This is a genomic window from Ancylomarina salipaludis (assembly GCF_004122035.1).
In the GTDB taxonomy this organism is placed as follows: Bacteria; Bacteroidota; Bacteroidia; order Bacteroidales; family Marinifilaceae; genus Ancylomarina; species Ancylomarina salipaludis.
In genome coordinates this window covers 49567-69792 of record NZ_SAXA01000004.1, presented here as the reverse complement: position 1 = coordinate 69792, position 20226 = coordinate 49567, and the positions used below count along the sequence as shown (strand labels likewise).

Below are 20226 nucleotides of genomic sequence, written 5' to 3'. Positions count from 1 at the left end.
CACTATGGAACGAAAAAGGGTCAGACTAAAAGTCCAACCCTTAAAATTTAATCGAGCTTACTTATGAAATATTGTTTCTTTTAAAAAATTCAGTTTCAGCAACAGATCTTTCGAACAACTACTTTTGTTTATTTCTAAAATCTATTCTCTGAACATTTTTAGATATTTCAATTCGATTATAAATGGATTCTATAATCTGATCATACAGTTTATCCTTCAAGACCAAATCTTCAATGTCTGCATCAATATTAGGATTGTCATTGACTTCAACGACATAAACCTTTCCATCTATCATCTTCAAATCGACTCCATACAAACCATCACCTATCAAAGCAGATGCTTTTAGTGCCGTTTGAATAACAATATCAGGCACTAATTCAATACTGAGAGTTTCGGAATCTCCGGAATTTTCTTCTCCGTCACCTTTCCAGTTATATATTTGCCAATGATCTTTTGACATATAATACTTACATGCAAACAGGGGGGTATTATCAATTATGCCAATTCTCCAATCAAATTCCGAATACATGTATTCCTGACAAACAAGCATATCGGAAATCTTAAAAAGATCAGTAATTGCTTTCAGGGCTTTATCTTCATCGTCTACCTTTATGACTCCTAATGAGAAAGCACTATCGGGTTGTTTGAGAACCAAAGGATAATTCATCTGCTTTAAGACCTTTTTATCAAATAAATTTTTGGTAAGAATATTGGTCTCAGGCGTTAAAATTTTGTGCTTTTTAAAAATTTCATTCTGATATATCTTATTGGAACATCTTAGTATCGACCAGGGATCATCTAAAACCACAAGACCTTCGGCATAAGCCATTCTTGAGAATTCATAGGTGTGATTATTTACACAGGTTGTTTCCCGAATAAATAAAGCATCAAATTCATTAATTTTATCAATATCTTTTTTTGTGATAAACTCTAAGTATAATCCTTTACGATTGGCAGCACTTTTAAACTTCTCCAATGCCTTGGGGCAAGATGGTGAATTGGCTTCCTTAGGATCTACAAGTACTGCAATGTCATACTTATAATTAATCAACTTTGTATTGTTAAACCTTTTCTTATTGAAATACTTTTCTGCGAATTCGTACACAGAATTTAAATCAGGTTCAGGCACCTTATTTAAGGTTAATACCTTTAATTTTTTAATCATCCATTTTTCATCATGCTTAATGAAATCGACTTTAAAAAGTGGGGCTTCAAATAATTGATGGAGTTTTGATGCCAAAAAATTATAGCCTTTAATCTTCGTCTGCCCAAAATAGATATTTAAAGTAAAGGCATTCCCCTTCTCTTTATACAATGAACTGTTAATCTGTTCTTCAATATCATAAGCTGCAGAATGAATCACATTTAATATTCCAAAATCACGAATTGTAATAGTACTTGGTATAATTCGTTGACCACGAGCAGATGCAAGTAAGGAAACGTAATAACCATAAGTTTGATATTTATAAGAACTGCACAGGTTAAATATTCTAAAATCTGTGTTTGTCTGATAAATAGGGTTATTAATGTATTCTTTAACCGAAATAACCTTCGCGTTTATATCTTTAAATGTCCATTTGTAAGGCTGGTTGATCACAATAACATTACTTGTTCTTTTCAAACAAGGCATGCCCCTGGTCTTTAACTCCATTTTTAAAGCAGCTTCCCCTTCGCAGTAATAGTCATCAATAATTCCAAGAGGCTTAAATCCTTTAGTTTTATACCAATCAATTAAGGCTGTGTTTTTGGCACTGACTTCGATTAATATTTTTTCATAATGTTGACGGTTCGCAAATTCAAGGGCGTGTTTAAGCAAATAATCACCATATCCCCTCTTCTGAAATTCGGGCAATATGGCTATGGAGTAAATTCGCAGCGACTTGCTGTACTTAAATAAAACTAAAGCTCCAACCTGGTTCCTATTCATATCATCGGTTTCAGCAATTAAAATTTCCTGAAAATCACTTTGAATACCATGTTTTAGACTCTGTTTTGTACTTCTCTGAAAAGAAGGAAAAGATTCCTCCTCTAATTTTAACAAAAAACCAATATCCTCAATATCGGATTTTCTTACCCCAATATTCATCTTCTGCATAAAGGATTAAAAAAGCTAATTAAAGCTCATTATATTATTATTCTAGTTCTTAAAAAAATAGTATTTATTTATACAAATTAAACAATAAAAGTAATCTCTTTATCAAAGCAGCAAAAATTATTTCATCTTATCATAAACATAACACCTCACCTCAGCAACACTTAGATAATCAATACTTAAAACACATCACAAAATAAGAAAAATCTAAATCAAGCAACTGAAAATCACATAAAAAAACAGAGGTTTAGACTATAAAAGTCCAAACCTCTAAAACTTATTGCGACCCCCTCTAAAATCTGATCCTAAACTTACATAAAACGATCTTCTAGAAATTCAACTTAATTTTAATTCCCGTGTCTTGATGTCGATTGCCATCAAAACTCCAAACCACTTCGAGATCAAGTAACAAGAAAATCTGCGACAAACCATAGCCCACTTCCCAATAGTTCTTGCGTCCTGCATGAGTTAAATAATTGGCAAACACCCTTTCCTGTACCGTTAAAGCATTGTTCAGAATTGGCAAACGCTTCAATATAAAGCGATCCGAAGTATATTGGACATGTGCCTCAGCATAATCGTTTGTACTTGAGTTTGTATAATAATCCAAGAGGCGGAAAGTGTTCAAGTCCCCACCCAACATCAATGTCGGTTTACTGGTATTAAAATGATGATAGTCGGCAAAGAATACCTTATTTTTATTCAGATAGCTCCCTGCTTTCACTGAGTAAGACAGATAATCGTTGAAACCCAGAGGGAATTCCTGTTTGACAGAAGCCTGTAACATAGCATAATCAGCATCCGAATCCAGAAGATTTTTAATTCCCATTCGATAGGCTAAAGCAAAAGTGGGTTGTTTATGAAATGCAGTCATTCGTTTTTCACCCTTCACAACTGAATAACGATGACGTGGCGTATACGCCAAGCTGGCCATAAATGTCAAGGCTTTGTTATCGCCAACTAAATTAGCTGCAACACCCTCCGGAATATTCGGGCTGTAAGCCTTATGATCAGGATTGGAGATAGATAGATTGGAATGGTTTATTAGATGTTTACGGTTTGCATATTCCAATTTGGTGGATAAACTTAAACCATTGGCCAAATCAGTCTGATGCCATATATTCACAAAATTCTTATCGTAAAGCTTTAGATAATTATCCTTAAAATAAAGCGAAGCCATTGCGTTCAACATCGGATCAATCCCCGTTTGTCCGTTAAAATCGATGGTCTTACTGCCTGCTTCACCACCTATCCAGGCTCGTTTCATGCCATTATAGCGGTAACGGCCTCCCACCGAAAAATCAAGATGTTCTCTTGAAAAGCCATAGGTAAAATCACTACTAAGATTTAAATAATGCCCCAATGTATCCTTTTTTGTAAACGAAAATGGCGCACTAAAAGTAATCCCTTGCACCGTATTGAAGGAAAGCTTATCAAAACTCAGCAAACCCGGAGTAGACAATTTAGAATGACTCTCTTTGTACTTATATGTTTTTCCAAAGAGTAAATGATTGAATTTAAACTTCCGATTGGCCTGACGGACTGAATCCTTATACTCAGGACTGTTTCGAATCAGGCTGATAGAATCTTTCTTTATAAAACTGATTTTTTCATCGCTGGATAAAGGAATCGGACGCATCTCTGCCCAATACAAGGAATCTTTCTCCTTGGCATCCTTGGCCATTTTTACCTTTTCAATCTTAATTTCCAAAGGCTCTTTCACTTTTATTTTTTGATCTTTCTGATTATCCTTCTCCATTAAACGATAAAGTTTGCGCATTTCAGCATTACTCATGTCATTTTTGTCCAATAGGGTTTGAATCTCATCTTTCCGCTTTTTCTCCTTTACCGATAATACTTTCGATTCAGCCTGATTGGTCAATTCGGCAACTGCTGCTGCCTCCTGTTTTTTAGCAAGCTCCTCTTGTTTCAAATAGTCATGATTCAAATCAGGATTCAATACGACCTTATAATCCTTTATGGAAGCGACATACATCCCGTTCATACCAAAACCCATCCCCTCAAACTTAATACTAAAATCAAAACTCACAGGCATCCAAACATCATCAGTCACAGGAGCATACATCTGACGCATGTGCACATCGGTCATGGGCAGTTTCAATTTTAAATCGGCAGAATGAATATTCCAGTAATCTTCTGCAATATTCAAATAGCCCTTAAACAAATCCTTCCCCTTTCGTCTGGGGATAACTTTGATGCGATTAATCGTTCGTCCCTGATCCTCAAATACCGATTCCAGTCGAAACTTATAAACCGAGAAGGCCGTTTTATCCAATGGCGAGATAAAACCATCATCACGGGTATTATACAAATTGGTTGTGATAAATTGCATGGGATTGGCCTCATTATCCAAACCCGAAGAACGAATAGAAATCACTTCCTCCTCCACCTTATCGGGCAGAAGAAAATGAATTTTAGAAATATTCTCTGTTACAAAGGTTTTGTTAGCTGTGATGCCCTCCTCGGCCAGTTTCTTTTTTAAAAGTCCCGGAACCTTAGTCACCTTACCCGAACCTTTAAGATAAACCATATTACTGTATTCACACACCTGCTTGCTGTAATAGTCCCCCATCACAATAGCCTTTCTCATCACAAAATAAGCCGGATCCTCACCACTGGCCAAAACCTTAACTTCTTTCAATTGGTAAGTTTGCGAAGCAAGTGAGACATTCATCTCCAAATCATTCTTCGGCATGTTCACTGTTACCTCTTTGGTTTTATAACCCAAGTAACGATAAGAAAGATGCCACTCTCCTTCAGGCAAGGCCAACTGGTATTCCCCATCGATATTCGATGTGGTTCCTGTAGCGAGTTCCTGAATATAAATATTTGCAAAAGAAATAGGCTTCCCCTCAGAATTGCTGATAAGCCCGGATAATTGTTGTGCATGCCCCCATAGTGAGCAGAAGAGTAAAAGAATACTGAATAGAGTTCTTGCCATAATCGATTTATTGTTTTTTTATGATGTCAAAACGAATGAATAATGAAAAAGTTACAGATCATTAAATTTTATATGTATTGCAAAATCGCCATTATCAATTCATCATAAACTTATCAAAAAAAACAAAAGCACAAGTTAACTATAATTTAATGTTTTGTATTTTTAACAAATCATTACAAGCCAATTTCAAAGCAATATTTATAAGTAAAAAGCAATAAACATAAGCCTTGGGATAAATCATTACAATAATCGTATCTTCTCACACATTAAATCTCACAAGCTAAAATTTTAATCAAATTAACATTTCAAGCCGTCCTTATTTTCAGGCAAAATTCTGTCAACATTATCTTCAAGTATTTATAGTCTTAAAATGATATCTAAAATTGAAATCTGACAATCCAACTTATTATTAAAGCCCTTTTCTACTAACTTTTCCTGATCCTATTTTCCCTTATTTTAAGAGATATTAGTCTTTTTTAGCTAGCAATCCCGGGTAATATTCGCTTTTTATCAAAAAGACGATGTATATTTGGGCCACATAATATAAATACAAATTATACAGTATGAGATTTAAAAATATTCTGCAATCACGCTACGGAGGCCTGCTCCTATTCAGTTTGATATTTATAACCCTCTCCTTTCTCATCCGAACGATACTTCTGATTGGTGATTTTCAAAATACAGATCCTGGTTTAATTCACATCTTCCAGATTTATCTGTATGGCTTATTCTACGACCTGGTTACCATCTCGTACTTTATAATCCCCTTTGTATTTTACCTGCTAATTGTTCCGGATCGTATATTTAGTTCGAAAATACACAAATGGATTTCTTATGTGTTTTTTATTATCACGATAGGCATACTTGTATTTTCAGGTATTGGTGAGTGGTTTTTTTGGGAAGAATTTAGCGTGCGTTACAATTTTATTGCCGTTGACTATCTGGTTTATACACATGAAGTAATTTCGAACATCCGTGAATCATACCCTATGCCCATTATCATTTTAGGCATGTTGTTGCTTTCGGCAAGTATCTTTGCCCTTGTTAAAAAGCATTTCGATAAAAGTATCAATTCGGAGTCGCGTTTTGTTTCGCGTTTAAAACTCAGCCTGATTTTATGGCTCATTCCCCTTCTGGCTTTCTATTCTGTGAATAAGAGTACAGCCGAGATCATGGACAACACCTACTCCAACGAACTGGCCCACAATGGTATTTACCAGATTTTTTCTGCTTTCAGAAACAATGAGTTGGATTATAAAGCTTTTTACAAAACCATAGATAATAAAGAAGCTTTCAGCCACCTGCGTCAGCTATTAAAAACCTCAAACAGTGAGTTTGTCAGTGATGATGTCTTTGATATCACTCGTCAGATTACTTACACAGGTGAAAATAAACACTATAATGTAATGCTGATAACGGTTGAAAGTTTGAGTGCATCCTTTTTTACGCGTTTTGGTAACACAAACAACATCACCCCTAATTTGGATAGTATTGCCCTGCAATCCTTATTTTTCACCAACTTTTATGCAACAGGAACACGTACGGTTCGAGGCATGGAAGCGCTTACACTATCTTTACCGCCAACACCCGGTTTTTCTATCGTAAAGCGCCCGCATAACGAAAACATGTTCACCTTAGGGAATGTTTTAAAATCGAAAGGCTATGCCAATAATTTTATCTATGCAGGCAATGGCTATTTCGATAATATGAACTATTTCTTTGGAAATAGCGGGTATGATATTATCGATCACAAAGATTTCTCAAGTGATGAAATTACGTTCGAAAATGCCTGGGGAGTATGTGATGAAGACCTGTTTGCTAAAGCAACACAAGTCGCTGATAGCTTATATAAAAAAGGACAGCCTTTCCACAACTTCATCATGACAACGTCCAATCACCGCCCTTATACCTATCCTGAGGGTAGAATTGACATTCCATCTCACTCGGGAAGAAATGGCGCTGTAAAATACACCGATTATGCGATAGCTAAATTCTTTCGCGAGGCGAAAAAACATCCCTGGTTTGAGAACACCATCTTTGTTGTAGTTGCTGACCATTGTGCATCGAGTGCAGGAAAAACATCGCTTCCGATCAAGAAATATCACATTCCACTAATCGTTTACGCACCGGCTATTATTACACCGGGGGAAAATACCACATTGGCTTCACAAATCGATTTTGCACCTACAATTCTGGGCCTATTAAATATGGATTACAAATCGAAATTCTTTGGTAAAGATATTCTGTTGGATCAGCCTAATCGTGCTCTTTTGGGAACTTACCAAAAAATTGGTTTGTTGCAACACAATCAACTAACACTTCAAGTTCCAACAAAAAGAACAGAAGCCTTTCAGGTTGACAATTTGGAACAACAAACAACAAAACTGAATCAAGAGGAATTAAGAGATGCCATTACCTATTACCAAACGGCGAGTTACCTCTTCCATAATAAGCTTTACAATTTCACAGAGGAATAAATCATTTTTCTAAAAGAAACAGGTATAAAAAAATCCGAACTCATATGAGTTCGGTTTTTTTTGTGAATCTTAGAAAGCTATTGACACAGATTCAATCAGTTTTATTACTTCACATCTTTCAGATTAACCAGATTCAGTTTTTTCACCAACTTACCAATTGTTAATCCTTGAATAATAATTGAAAATAAAGCTACGGAATACATCAGAAAGACAAATAAGTCACCAAAATGTTCCGGAGGAACGGCTAAAGCCAGGGCAATCCCCAGTGCACCTCGCAAACCACCCCAAGTCAGGATCAGAATCGTTTTTCGGTTTACTTTTTTATTCGAATGTTTAATTAACTGGAAAGGAACTAAAACTGAAATATACCTTGCTATTAAGACCACAAGTATTGTAATGATTGCAAATGGGATATGAACCACTGAAGGGTTGATTAATGTTATAAAAAATCCAAGCATTACAAATAAAACCCCATTTAAAATTTCATCTAAAACATCCCAAAAGGTCACCAATTGCAACATATTCTTTTTGGAATAGTCCTTACTATGTATCATATTCCCAAGATATAAACCAGCAGCAACCATGGCCAAAGCAGGTGACACATGAATATTTTCAGCTAAAGAATACCCTCCCGATGCCATAACTATGCTCAGCATAACATGCGTCTTCGCATTGTTTTCGGTTCTTTTTAGAATCTGAAAGCCTAAAAAACCAATTAACAATCCAAAAGCAATCCCACCAACAGCTTCTCTCAGGAATAAAAAGATCACTTCATCAACCTGTACATTCATATATCCCTTGTTTATTACCTGTAAAATCACAACAAAAAGAACCATACCCACACCGTCATTAAACAAAGACTCACCTTCGATATTCATTTGCAAATCTTTTCTCACACTGTAATTTTTTAAAATACTAAGTACAGCAATGGGATCAGTAGGTGAAATGAGCGCCCCAAATAAAAGAGAATAGACATAAGGGATGTTCAATGAAAACAAATGAGCCGCATAAAATGTTAGGGTTCCGACCAAAAATGTCGAAATAAGGGTTCCGAAGATCGCAAACACAAAAACGGCTTTTCTTTGCTTTTGCAAATCTTTAATATTGATGTGCATTGCCCCCGCAAAGAGTAAAAAACTCAGAATAATCTCCAGCAGAAACTCTCTAAAGTGAATATCTCTTTCAAAGGTTGGGATAAATTGATAAACTGAAGGTGCAAACTCTTTAACTAAAAGAATAAAGACAGACATAATAAGTGCCAATATCATCATCCCAATAGTCGGACTTAACTTCAGGTATTTGGTGTTAATAAGACTAAAAAGTGCTGAAAAAGCAAGTACGATGACAAATGAATCAAACATTTTAAATTAATTAATATTAGTTATATAATGAATCCTCGAACGGGATTCAGATAGAAATGCAATAGAATATTGACATCACATGAGAATAAAAACCTACAGATTAGATACAACAAGGCAAGAAGCAAAATGCTCCAAACTTAATCTAACATGGTTTCTGAATTCTTTTGATTGGGAGTGCGAAAGTATAAAAACTATAGAAAAGATAACACTAATCTGATGGGTTTATTTACGAGTAAATTCCACCGACCATAAAACAGTATAAAATCAAATACACACTTATCTCATAATCATAACACTAAAAAATAACACAGAATAAATTCCCCATAAAAAAGCCGAATCTGAAAAACCATTTTCAGATTCGGCTAAATATTCAATACCTATTCCCGTTCTACTTCTTAAGTGCAGGTGTTGAGAACGGTGGTGGTGTTATTTTCCTTTTTGTCTCAGGTAAACGAGAAAGGGCTTCCTTTACTGCACGCTCAAGCTGTGGATCGATACCCTTATTTAATGATTTTGCATCCTGACGAACGTCTATCGTTGGAGCGATTCCCTTGTTTTCGCCAACCCATTCGTTTTTGTTTGGATCAAATACGGCATTATCAGGAGCTGTTAGTGCACCGCCATCGACCAAGCGATAATGAACAGATGATTTCACCAAACCACCCCAGGTGCGTGCGCCGACCACAGGACCAATTTTCTGATGCTTGAATACCCATGGGAAGAAATCACCTCCTGATCCGGCAAGCTCATTAATAATTAAAACCTTTGGACCAACAATTCCTGCAGGCAAACGAATCGGATCGCCATTGGGTACCTCGTTGGTTAAACAGGCTCTTGTTTCCCGTTTCATCAAATCAACCATATAGTCATCCAATAATCCCCCGCCATTGAAACGCTCATCAATTACAGCCCCTTCCTTATCTTGCTGAGCAAAATAATAGCGATTGAAGGAGATAAAGCCATTACTTGAGGTATTCGGTACCCAAATGTAAGCCAAACGTCCGCCGGAAAGCTTATCAACCAAACGTCGGTTGTCTTCAACCCAGGCGCGTTGACGAAGGGCTCTTTCGCTACTTATAGGCTTCACAGTAATTTTCCAGGAGCCTTTAAAATCAGACTTGCTATTGATATGAAGAACGGTTTGCTGACCAGCAGTTCCATCCAAAGCCATATAAGGATCCTGCTTGTTACTGATTTCCTTACCATTAACTCCCACAATATAATTGCCCTCTTCCACTTTCATTCCGGGACGATCCAATGGACTTGACAATTCAGGATTCCAACTCTCCGAAGTATAAATGCGTTTGATCTTCCAATGCTTGCCATCAGCAACCAAATCGGCTCCCAATAAACCTACCGATGGACGATCGGTTTTAGGAAAATCGCCACCAAAGACAAAACTATGACCTACCGAAAGTTCACCATTCACCTGATCGAGCACATAATTTAAATCGCTGCGATGCTTGATGTAAGGAATAAGAGGCGTATAACGTTCGTAAACCTCATTCCAATCTCTGCCGTGCATATTCGGATCATAAAAATAGTCGCGCTGGTATCGCCATGCCTCTTCAAACATCTGATTCCATTCCGCCATACGATCGAGCTGTGTTTTCAGGTTTATCTTTAAAGCTTTTGCGCTTTTTCCGTTAGGTCCTTTGGTTCCAATCACTTTCCAGGCTGATCCTATTTTAGTCAGCATTTGGTTCCCATCGGCAGAAATCGAAACAGATCGAACACCGGAAACAAACTCCTTCGCTTCTCTTTCTTTTAAATCGAATTTATGCAGTGTAGAGGTTCTCCCTTTAGGACTGGCTTCAGCAATAAACACAGTGCCTTTGGTTCCAGCCAGAATGAAACGATATTTTCCTTTTTCCATAGGCAGAGGAATAATTCTTCGCTCAATACCGTTAAAATCGATTTGCATCAGGCTATCGGCTTTTTCCTTGGCTTTCGCTGATTTATCATCCTTTTTCTTATCCTTAGTTTCCTTTTTATCCTCTTTTTTAGGCGCCTTTTCTTCATCGCTTCTTGGCTCAAAAGGTGAAGCATCTTTCTTAAGCAGGTTAACCACATAAGCCTCGTAATTAGGTGCTTTTGCTCCCATTACCGAAGTGTTTACATAACCCGACAGCAATGCTAAATCGGTACTTGCCAAAAAGTACAGGTGATGCGTATCGGCATCCCAGGCAGGTGAAAAAGCATCGGCTAATACATTGGTAATAGGTCTTACTCTATCATCAGCCATCGACCAGATGCAAATACGTCGGAAATTGTTGGCTCCCGACTTGGCATAAGCCAGCCATTTGGAATCCTTCGACCAGGTCAGGCCAAGATCACCACGTTCCAGATTATTGCCCCCTACATCAATGGTCTTAATGCTCCTGGCTTCAATATCAATCAAACGAATACGCACATCATCATCGGTAAACGCAATATATTTCCCATCAGGTGACCAGGCGGGTTCCCAGGCCATTTTCGATTCACCAATCGATATCGCTTCAGGCTCTGACAAGCCATCCTGATTGGTAATCATCAATTGGTAGCCTTTTCCATTTACATCCGAAAACCAGGCAATTTTATCACCTTTAGGCGACCAAATAGGTGCGCGATCAGCTGCTGCTGAATTATTGGTGATGTTTCTCGCATCGCCATGCTCAACCGGAATGGTAAACACTTCGCCACGAGCCGACATAATGGCTCGCTTACCAGTTGGTGACAATGATGCCGAAGCGACACGATCACTCACATCTTCCCATCGGGTTGCAGCCCAGGGGAAATCACCACTAAGCTCAATTTCAAGTTGTGTTGTTTTTCCTGAAGCCAAATCATAAGTATGCAAATAGCCATCTCTTTCGAAAACAAGTTTGTTCTTATAACCCGAAAGCGACTTGATATCAATATCTTTGAATTTGGTGATTTGCTCTAATTCGCTGGTCTTTGTATCATACATCCAAATATTCATCGCCCAGTCTCTGTCCGAAAGGAAATAGATTTTATCCCCTAGCCATACCGGCTGAACATCAGTGGTCGATTCGTTGGGCAGTAGTTTTTCACTGGAATCATCAAGGTTCAGAATAATCAATGGGGTATTTTGTCCGCCACGGTAGGCACGCCATTCCCAATCCCAACGACGCACCTTATCAATTACAATTCGTTTAGCATCCGCAGAAAAAGACGCTTTGGTTCCCCATTGCGCGTTCAGCATGGTCGAAACACCCCCGTCTCGTGATACAGTCCATAAACGGTCATAATTTGATGGTGCTGTCTCACGGGTTGAAGCGTACAATACCCGTTTGCCATCAGGTGTCCAGCCACGTACATTCGATGCTGCAGGATACCATGTCAATTGTTTAAGCTCTCCTCCCGTAACAGAAACCGTATAAACGGCATCCACACCCGAACGGTTCGACGTAAAAGCAATGGTTTGGCCATCCGGTGAGAAATGCGGATCGCTTTCAACAGCAGGTGTACTGGTTAAACGCAGAGTTTGTCCTCCATTGATATCGGAGACCCATAAATCGCCTGCATAGGTATAGGCAATATGTGTTTCAGATAATGTGGGCTGCCTCAAAAGACGCGTACCCTGCGCCTGTACATAGGCCGTAAACACTATAAAACAGACAAGAAACAGACTCAGTTTCTTCAAATAATTGTCATTCATATCAATTAATTTGGGTTCGTATAATATATGTAATCAAAATATCTATTAGACAATAAAAATAGTCTTTGAGTTACAATCAAAAACCCAAAATAGACCAATTATTTGAGCATTTCAATTCTATTCTATATCCTATAGGCCTTTCTCGTTATACGCGACAAATCACAGGCTTATCATTATTATAGATCCTCATCCAAAAAAAATAGAGTCACAATAATTGCAACTCTATTCCTAATTTCTTCAAACTTCGCCTAGCTCTTGGTATCCACCTCCGCCAAGAGATCAGACTTTAAAAAATCGTCGTAATATATAATCAATGTTTCTTCCATTTCAATTATTGATGAAATAAAAACTTGTCGCTTTACAAGTAAATCTTTTTTATTTTCTTCAGGGATAGACGTCATCCTTTCTTGAGAATAAACTTTTATTAAACTATCGTAATACTTTTGATATTCATAAATTCCGGAAATCTCTGTAACTAAAGCAAGATTCATATTAGCTACAGCTTGTGTTATTTTTGCTGTCTCCCATGATGTCGAACTTAGTAAGCACAGATCCATATTCGCTGTTCGGTTTGTTACCTTTATTGAGTCTTTTATTTCAAGTATTAAGCTATCCACTGTGATCAAAAGCTCTTTATGGGCTTTTAAAAGTTTAGCGACTTCTTCTTTGTTATTTAATATTTCAGTTTTTATATTTTGTACTGATTTTTCGGCAAGTTCAGAGTTATCTCGTGCTTCTTTCCATGTATTCAACATCATACCTAAAAATACCGCAAAGCTTATCGATACAAATTCAAAAAGAACTCTTTTATTGATGATTTTTTTTCTCATAAATATTTTGTCACGTTTAATATTACTGTATTAATTATTTAAAATCTCACCATCATTTGTAAGATGTGTATCAGGAAAGGTCTATTATCAGACTTGAATTAATGTTTTAATTGATAATACAAAACACCCGATTCAGGTTTTTTAATGACACCTTTCTTTATTAATTGGTTTGTTGCTTCCGTATAAATCAAATGATAATACCAGATAAAGAACTCCTCAAAACTAATTTTCCCCGAATACCCATAATCAATGTAGAGCTTCTGAAATTCCGCCCTGTTCTTCTCTAAAATATCAATGAGTGTTGGAAGAAACTGTTTATTGAATTCATTGAACAGGATATTGAAATCGTTCTTGCTAAAGCAATACATCTCTTTGTTTTTATAATCGTCCCAATCAGCTTTCTGAAATCTTGTATTTCCATAAACCCCGATATAAATAGAGTCATTATTTACTAAGCCTTGATTTCCATATATGCCCAATGCTTCTTCACCTCTCGTTGTATCCTTTTCCATGATAGAAAAATAGTACTGCTTACCATTTCTCAAGGGTCTTTCTTTTTTCAAATAAAGCCTTTCCACATCTCTAATCTGTCCCATATCCAATACAATATCACTCAAGTAAAAGAATGACAAATCGTGAAATGAATATTGTTTCGATATATCCATTTTATCATGCAAGGCTTTAAACCTGCCTAATTGGGCAATCATACCATCAGCAATTTCCTTAGCAATTGAGTTGGATTCTTCCATTAAGGCAAGCCCCTCTTTCAGTGGTAAAACAAAGACAGTTGGTGTATAAACGCCATTCTTCTCGCTAAGCATCCCATTCTCTATAAGCAAGTTTGTTGTTTCGGTCATTTTAGAATCATCCCATCCTAAAACACGATTGATCTCTTTAAGTGTTTTTCCATAAAACAAAGAAACCATTAAAGCATCAACATCATCCTCGTAAACAATCCGATTCGGATTATTGTCACCTCTTGATATCTGTTTCTTATCAAAACTCGCATTCCGAATGTCTTCGATACTTCTACCATTATGATGGCTACAAGCAGCAAATACCAACATAAGGCATAATGCCATTAAATGTATTTTTATCCTATTCATTAAGTCAGTCAATTATTTATTTTTATACTGGTAGTCCCAAAGTGAACTTCAGCGACACGATTAGCTGTAGCTTCTATGCCTTGATAAGCCTTTGTTGATTCCTGATCCAAAAAGGCTTTATCATTTTATTGTATTTACGACACAAAACGAATAACACAAGGCTTGCACATAAACAAAACAAGGTCGCCTGCACGGAGCCTTCCGGTCCAAATGCTCCACCGGTAAACCATTCGGCACCAGTTATCTTTGTATTTAACAAGGATTTGCTTAGTGAACCTCCTGATACATTTGCGCCAAATATACCTGCTTGTGTAAAGTTCCAGGCAAAATGTATCGCGATAGGAAACCATAATTTTCGTGTATAGATATAGGCTATACCCAACAAGAGCCCTGCCTGTATAGCAATTCCCAATGATGCAACAAATGAGCTGTGAGGATTAGCTAAATGCATTAAACCAAATAATAATGCCGACAATGCTAAAGCCAGATAACTGCCCAGTTTTTCTTCCATAATTCTAAACACAATTCCTCTCAGTAAGAGTTCTTCTAAAACTGCTGTCGAAAATGCCATCGTCAAACCCGGAATTACAAAAAGAAAGCTGTTAACCGACTCAACAACAAAACCACCCTTTAAATAAATTACCCCAATGGTTAGAGACTGCAAAACAGCCCCCAACAAAACACCCAGAGCTAAGTCGCGACCTATTCTGTTTACCGATAATTCAGTTACTTTTCTTTTCTCATAAAACCTGTACAAAAACAGATAGGACAAGACAGCTAATGCCGCAGGAACGATACCAATGCACAAATAAAAAAATTCACGACCTAATGGCGTTTGGTATAATACCTTTGAAAGGAAAGCTTGCGATAGATTAAACAGACCTACTACGAATACAAATCCGATGACAATACGTGTCAATGGGAAGTTTAAAATCCGATATCCTATATTTTTCATCCAATATTTTATTTTAAGTTATATATTACTGTATCAGGCTGCCTTATCTGTTAGAACTTTGAATCACGTCTATGGCTTTTTCGAGGATTAAATCTTTACCCTCTTTCATCGATTCTTCCGTATTTGTTACCAGTATATCTGGAGCAATGCCCTGATCTTCGATCAGCTGATGCCTTGCTGTTGTTGCCTGCCAGCTCGACACCCGATATTTCCATCCATTGGCTAAGGTAAACTCTTTAGGATTGGCCGTAGCACCTCGTGTTGTATCACCAATTAAAGTTGTATTAGGCAACACCATCATCATGCTAACAAAACCTTCACCCGAGCTTACAACAAAACGATTGGTTAATACCGTAATGGGTTTGTTAAAGTCAACGGGATTATCAGATATCAGCTGTCGGGCCTGCCATGCTCCAAAATCATCTCTCCCCGCCCCGTTTCTGACACGTACATAGCCGTGAATCAAATTTTTATGTGTGAGCCGATTTACAAATTGCTTCGCGATGCCATCATTCCCGCCATAATTATCTCTAAGATCGAGAATTAAGCCATCCTTCGAGGGCAATTCGGTTAAAACCGAATTCAGAGGATTAAAATCGCCTGTTGGAATCAAGTTTTTCACTCTCACATAGGCAATATTGGTGTTTTGAATATCGCCAATAGTCATTGTTTCGGAGTTGACACGAACTGATGTCAGATACCGGTTTGCATTTGTCGGTGAATTTCGATCAAACAAATTGCTGTTAGAATAACTATGCGTTTGCGTATCGGTGATTAACCGAACATGAATATCCCTAAACGAAAGAATAATATCAGCAAGCAAATTTTCAAATTCGGCAGGAGTCGTTTCGGAGTTTATCTTACTCTTACTTGCATCATAAACAGCATCCCAATCGACTTGTTTCAGACTAAAGTATGAATACGTTTGATCAAAATCTTTCCAAAACTGCTCAAAATAATTATCATACTTTGATTTAATAACTGGCTCATCAACCTTTTGGCAACACGTAAGGACAATAAAAAGGAATACTATAAGGTAGTTGTAATATGTTTTCATCTGGATTTAAGAAATTCTTTTTTGTTAGTGAGGGACTATTTTGTGTGGTAATTAAAAAAGGAAGGCAAAGCCATCCATTGAAAGGCGTCCAACGAAACTAATCGCGCACCATTGGACGGTCGTTTTCTATCCTTTTTATCTTCTTTCTTTTTTGCATAAAATAAACAAACCAACTTACGACAAATGCAATAATAATTAACCATAGAATAAAATTACCCTCAAGTAATTCGACCCTTTTTTCAGCTGTTGATAATCTCCACATTACGATCATCGTCATTAATACTGGTTGCCATATAGTTCCTTTCATAATTAAATTTTCTTGTTAATTCGTTTTCTATCAATATTCAAAGACCTTGTTTAGGTTCCTAATTCTCCAGGTTATTTTGGTAAGCTGATCAGAGCATTGTCAAAATCAAAAGTCTTAAATTTAAGTTTAAATGCTTTGTCAAGCTGAATTTTGTCATCTGAAAATGAAACCAATCCTGTGTTAAAATGCCACGTTCCCAAGTAATTAATTCTATTTTTCTCAACAGTAAATTCATATTGCAATAAATCCTTTTCGAGTATCCCATTACTTTCCTTTTTTTTCTTAAATGTCTTTGTCGATGTATCAATCCCTTTAAATATAGCCTCAGTAAACACCTTACCGCCATACCATTGACTTTTTGTCCACCAATAATTAAGAATTTTATAATGCCCTGCCGGAATGTGAAAAATAAATGGATTTTCTTTTTTTGACTTATAAGACGCTTTAGTTTCTAAATTCTGAATACTAATATCCTGAGGAAATCCACCACTACTAAATCCTAAGCGTTGTATAAAACTCCCATAAATGATTGCCTGATTTTGATTCATAAAATCATCCCTTTTCAACTTTTTTGAGAGGCATAAAGGCTTGTCCTCTCACACATAAAAATGTGACTCCTAATACTAATGTTAAAAAATATTTCATACTAATCTTCTTCTATTTAAACCCTCCCTTTCTACCGCACGATTTTATCATGTGGGTTTTACTTTATCTAAAGAAACGTGATATCATCGAGCACCAGCGGTGGGCTCTATCACCAACCTCCTTACAATACCTTAGCCTTAATTTAAAGATATCTGCTATCTGTGTTTGAAATAACTACCACCCTCTTCTCAAAATACTATTAACCAACTTCAGTCCATAAATTGTTAAATCCATGTCATAAGTCCAATTATACCATTGCTAAAAAAGTAAACTGTAAATGCTAAATTAAAAATAGCTGCTAAGGCGGAATGATAATAGAATAACTTAGACATTTTCACATTTCGATTCTTAAAAATGTAATAAACAGTCCACAACGAAGTCACTGCAAAACCAATAGTTCCAATGAAAATTAATATTGAAAGTGAACTCATGTTTCCTAATAAGATAAAAGTATCTAATGGGGTTTGTAGACTTATAACAATTGCTAAAGCAATTACTAAAATAATAGCAGTGCTGACCATTGGCCAGAGGCAAATCCACAATGCAATTTTATCTTTCTTCTTACCCAAAAAGTAAATAAATAGTCGTAGTAGCACAAAAATAAGCACACTAACAGGAACAATTAAAAATGCACAAAACAGAGTAAGCAGTGTGTAAGCATAGATAGGCGATATCTTTTTTAACATGCCCATATTTCCGTTAATAACTTCTCCTTCTAAAGGATCATTTGTTTGAAATATAACAAACTTATCTGAGTATTCAGATACAAATTCCTTGTTCCCATTTGAATAAAACTTATAAACATAAGGTGCTCCTAACATACTTTTCACATACAAAGTATCTTCTTGATGCCAGAATTTTTGAATGCTTTTAATTTTTTTTAAAAACTTAATGCAATCAAATTTAGCTCCGACAGATATATAATACCCCGTAAGATCCTTTGCCGATTTATGGATACTTCTTTTTCGTTCAGCAATGTCTTGAACTAAATCCTTTGTTTGGTATTCTTTTATTAAATTGGATATTTCATTTAATACGCTTTCATTATTGTCATTTATCATGACTGCAAAGCCCATATTATATTCTGGAAGATAACAAAAGTCCGTATTGCTACCAGGAACAGAACCTCCATGCCCGCGATAAATAAAACTCTTGTAAGGTGAGGCATAATTTGTTAATCCATTACGATTAAATAACTCCGATTTCTCAACATGTAAGCTTTCATTTCTTTCCATTCTCTCTAAACTACTCTCTGATAGTAACGGGGTACCATCTATCTTTCCTCTATTAATAAAGAAATTGAGCAGGCCAACCAGCTCTTTGGGTGAACCCGTAAGCGCTGCCGAAGGTCGATACAGTACATGTAAATATGGCATCGGCACACCATTATCGTATCCTTTTGCCCCTATCTTTTTGTATTGTTCAGACTCACGAAAGGTCATATTCCTCATCCCCATAGGCTTAAAGAAATATTTAGCTACATAATCCTCATAGGTCATGCCCGAAACTGTTTCCACAATATATGCGGCTATACTAACAGCAAGATTGCTATATTGAATCCGTGTGCCTGGAACAAATCTCGCCACTCGGCCTTTCGGATAATACTCCAGTGATTCTTTCAGTGTTTTAGGTTTGGAATCATTACTACCTAGCTCAGCCAAACTCCAATCATTTAAACCTGATGTATGTTCTAGAAGATTCTCAATTCTGATTGGATATTCCGATTCCCATGGATTTACTATTTCTAGATTAGGTAGTATATCTACAAGTTTATCTTTTAAATTTAAACGCCCCTCTTCCTGTAATTTTAAAATAGCTAAACCAACAAATAATTTTGAAACTGAACCAAGTCGAAACATGGTGTTTTCATCAACATCGAGATTTCTCTCAATATCAGCTTTACCTATCCCTTTTAAAAAAACAATAGAATCGGCCGCAACCATTACAACACCTGCTCCAGGGGTACTTGTTTTAGTTAATACCTTCTGAATTGAAGCTTCTAATTCGCTTAGCGTTTGCGGCTTGTTAATACAAGCTTTATTTTGTGCAAAAATTAATGATTTGCTTATAATCACAAATACTAAAATTGTAAGTATCTTTTTTAAAAATTTCATATAGTTTCCAGTTCTGGTTTAATAATTATCCCATCCTTTTGGCAACTAATGAGGCCAATAAAAAGGGATACAATAAGGTATTCGTTATATGTTTTCATCTGGATTTAAGTGATTCTTTTTGTTAGTGAGGAATTATATTATAGGCTTATATTTTAAAAAGTATTCAACAGAATTTCATTTCTGATGTCTGTATACGCTATCTCTTTTAATCTAAAACGCTTATGATTTGCTTGCAAATAGAGTCTCCTCTTAAAATCGATTTTTCCAGGTCGATTCTCACCTTTTTATCAAATAAGGTCTCGAATAAGTTTTTAGAGTAGCCAACTGTACAGTTGCACAGGAATGCATCATTCACTCCATTTTTGACCATAGGACAAGTACAGGATTCAAATATCAAGCTTAGGGTGTTCCCTCTTTTGTAAAATTGTCTGAATTGTAATAGTCCGTTTTAAAGGCATTGAAAAGAACATCCATATCCGTTTCAGAGGCATTTTCATTTCTGACTTTACAAGCCCCCTGATAAAGATCGGACGATTCACAACAAGCCCCGCCACACTTATGCAGTATATCAATCCCTTGTTTATCCTTAAGCTGTGCGAGCTCTTTCAAATTAGAATTTATCCAATTGCTTATACGTGTCATATCATCCATCATCAAAT

Annotated in this window: 14 protein-coding genes; 1 reads left to right on the top strand and 13 read right to left on the bottom strand. The window is 36.5% G+C overall.

Annotation, left to right across the window (positions count from 1 at the left end; all coding sequences use genetic code 11):
• Nucleotides 1-118: 118 nt before the first annotated feature.
• Nucleotides 119-2086 (bottom strand): GNAT family N-acetyltransferase, encoded by a 1968-nt coding sequence (locus tag EO244_RS05830; RefSeq protein WP_129253722.1) that lies wholly within the window; start codon nucleotides 2084-2086, stop codon nucleotides 119-121.
• A 334-nt stretch (nucleotides 2087-2420) separates the two neighbouring features.
• The gene (locus tag EO244_RS05825) at nucleotides 2421-5054 is read right to left on the bottom strand and encodes a DUF5686 family protein (RefSeq protein WP_129253721.1); all 2634 of its coding nucleotides are present in this window, start codon (nucleotides 5052-5054) and stop codon (nucleotides 2421-2423) included.
• Nucleotides 5055-5617: 563 nt separating this feature from the next.
• Here EO244_RS05825 and EO244_RS05820 point away from each other — a divergent pair.
• Nucleotides 5618-7531, top strand: a complete 1914-nt coding sequence (locus EO244_RS05820; protein WP_129253720.1) for an LTA synthase family protein — start codon at nucleotides 5618-5620, stop codon at nucleotides 7529-7531.
• A gap of 104 nt (nucleotides 7532-7635) precedes the next feature.
• On the opposite strand, the gene EO244_RS05815 is transcribed toward EO244_RS05820, so the two are convergent.
• The 11 genes from EO244_RS05815 to EO244_RS05770 all read right to left on the bottom strand — a co-directional run bounded on the left by EO244_RS05815 (nucleotide 7636) and on the right by EO244_RS05770 (nucleotide 20209).
• A complete protein-coding gene (locus tag EO244_RS05815) occupies nucleotides 7636-8892 on the bottom strand; it encodes a cation:proton antiporter (RefSeq protein ID WP_129253719.1) in 1257 nt (418 codons plus the stop codon).
• A 388-nt stretch (nucleotides 8893-9280) separates the two neighbouring features.
• Nucleotides 9281-12553, bottom strand: coding sequence for a S41 family peptidase (locus EO244_RS05810; protein WP_129253718.1), 3273 nt, complete (start codon nucleotides 12551-12553; stop codon nucleotides 9281-9283).
• 248 nt (nucleotides 12554-12801) lie between these two features.
• The gene (locus EO244_RS05805) at nucleotides 12802-13383 is read right to left on the bottom strand and encodes a hypothetical protein (RefSeq protein ID WP_129253717.1); all 582 of its coding nucleotides are present in this window, start codon (nucleotides 13381-13383) and stop codon (nucleotides 12802-12804) included.
• A 98-nt stretch (nucleotides 13384-13481) separates the two neighbouring features.
• A complete protein-coding gene (locus EO244_RS05800; protein ID WP_129253716.1) occupies nucleotides 13482-14465 on the bottom strand; it encodes a hypothetical protein in 984 nt (327 codons plus the stop codon).
• 97 nt (nucleotides 14466-14562) lie between these two features.
• A complete protein-coding gene (locus tag EO244_RS05795; protein ID WP_129253715.1) occupies nucleotides 14563-15444 on the bottom strand; it encodes a CPBP family intramembrane glutamic endopeptidase in 882 nt (293 codons plus the stop codon).
• A gap of 43 nt (nucleotides 15445-15487) precedes the next feature.
• Nucleotides 15488-16501 carry a S41 family peptidase gene (locus EO244_RS05790; protein ID WP_129253714.1) on the bottom strand — a complete coding sequence of 338 codons (1014 nt, stop codon included), beginning with the start codon at nucleotides 16499-16501 and terminating at the stop codon, nucleotides 15488-15490.
• 97 nt (nucleotides 16502-16598) lie between these two features.
• Nucleotides 16599-16808, bottom strand: a complete 210-nt coding sequence (locus tag EO244_RS05785; RefSeq protein WP_129253713.1) for a hypothetical protein — start codon at nucleotides 16806-16808, stop codon at nucleotides 16599-16601.
• 71 nt (nucleotides 16809-16879) lie between these two features.
• Entirely contained in the window at nucleotides 16880-17356 is a 477-nt protein-coding gene (locus EO244_RS05780) for a hypothetical protein (protein WP_129253712.1), read from the bottom strand.
• 321 nt (nucleotides 17357-17677) lie between these two features.
• On the bottom strand, nucleotides 17678-19567 hold the full coding sequence (locus EO244_RS05775) for a serine hydrolase domain-containing protein (protein WP_129253711.1): 1890 nt from the start codon (nucleotides 19565-19567) through the stop codon (nucleotides 17678-17680).
• A gap of 205 nt (nucleotides 19568-19772) precedes the next feature.
• A complete protein-coding gene (locus EO244_RS17215; protein ID WP_394343723.1) occupies nucleotides 19773-19937 on the bottom strand; it encodes a DUF6144 family protein in 165 nt (54 codons plus the stop codon).
• A 29-nt stretch (nucleotides 19938-19966) separates the two neighbouring features.
• Nucleotides 19967-20209, bottom strand: a complete 243-nt coding sequence (locus tag EO244_RS05770) for a hypothetical protein (RefSeq protein WP_164977418.1) — start codon at nucleotides 20207-20209, stop codon at nucleotides 19967-19969.
• Between the last annotated feature and the right edge of the window lie 17 nt (nucleotides 20210-20226).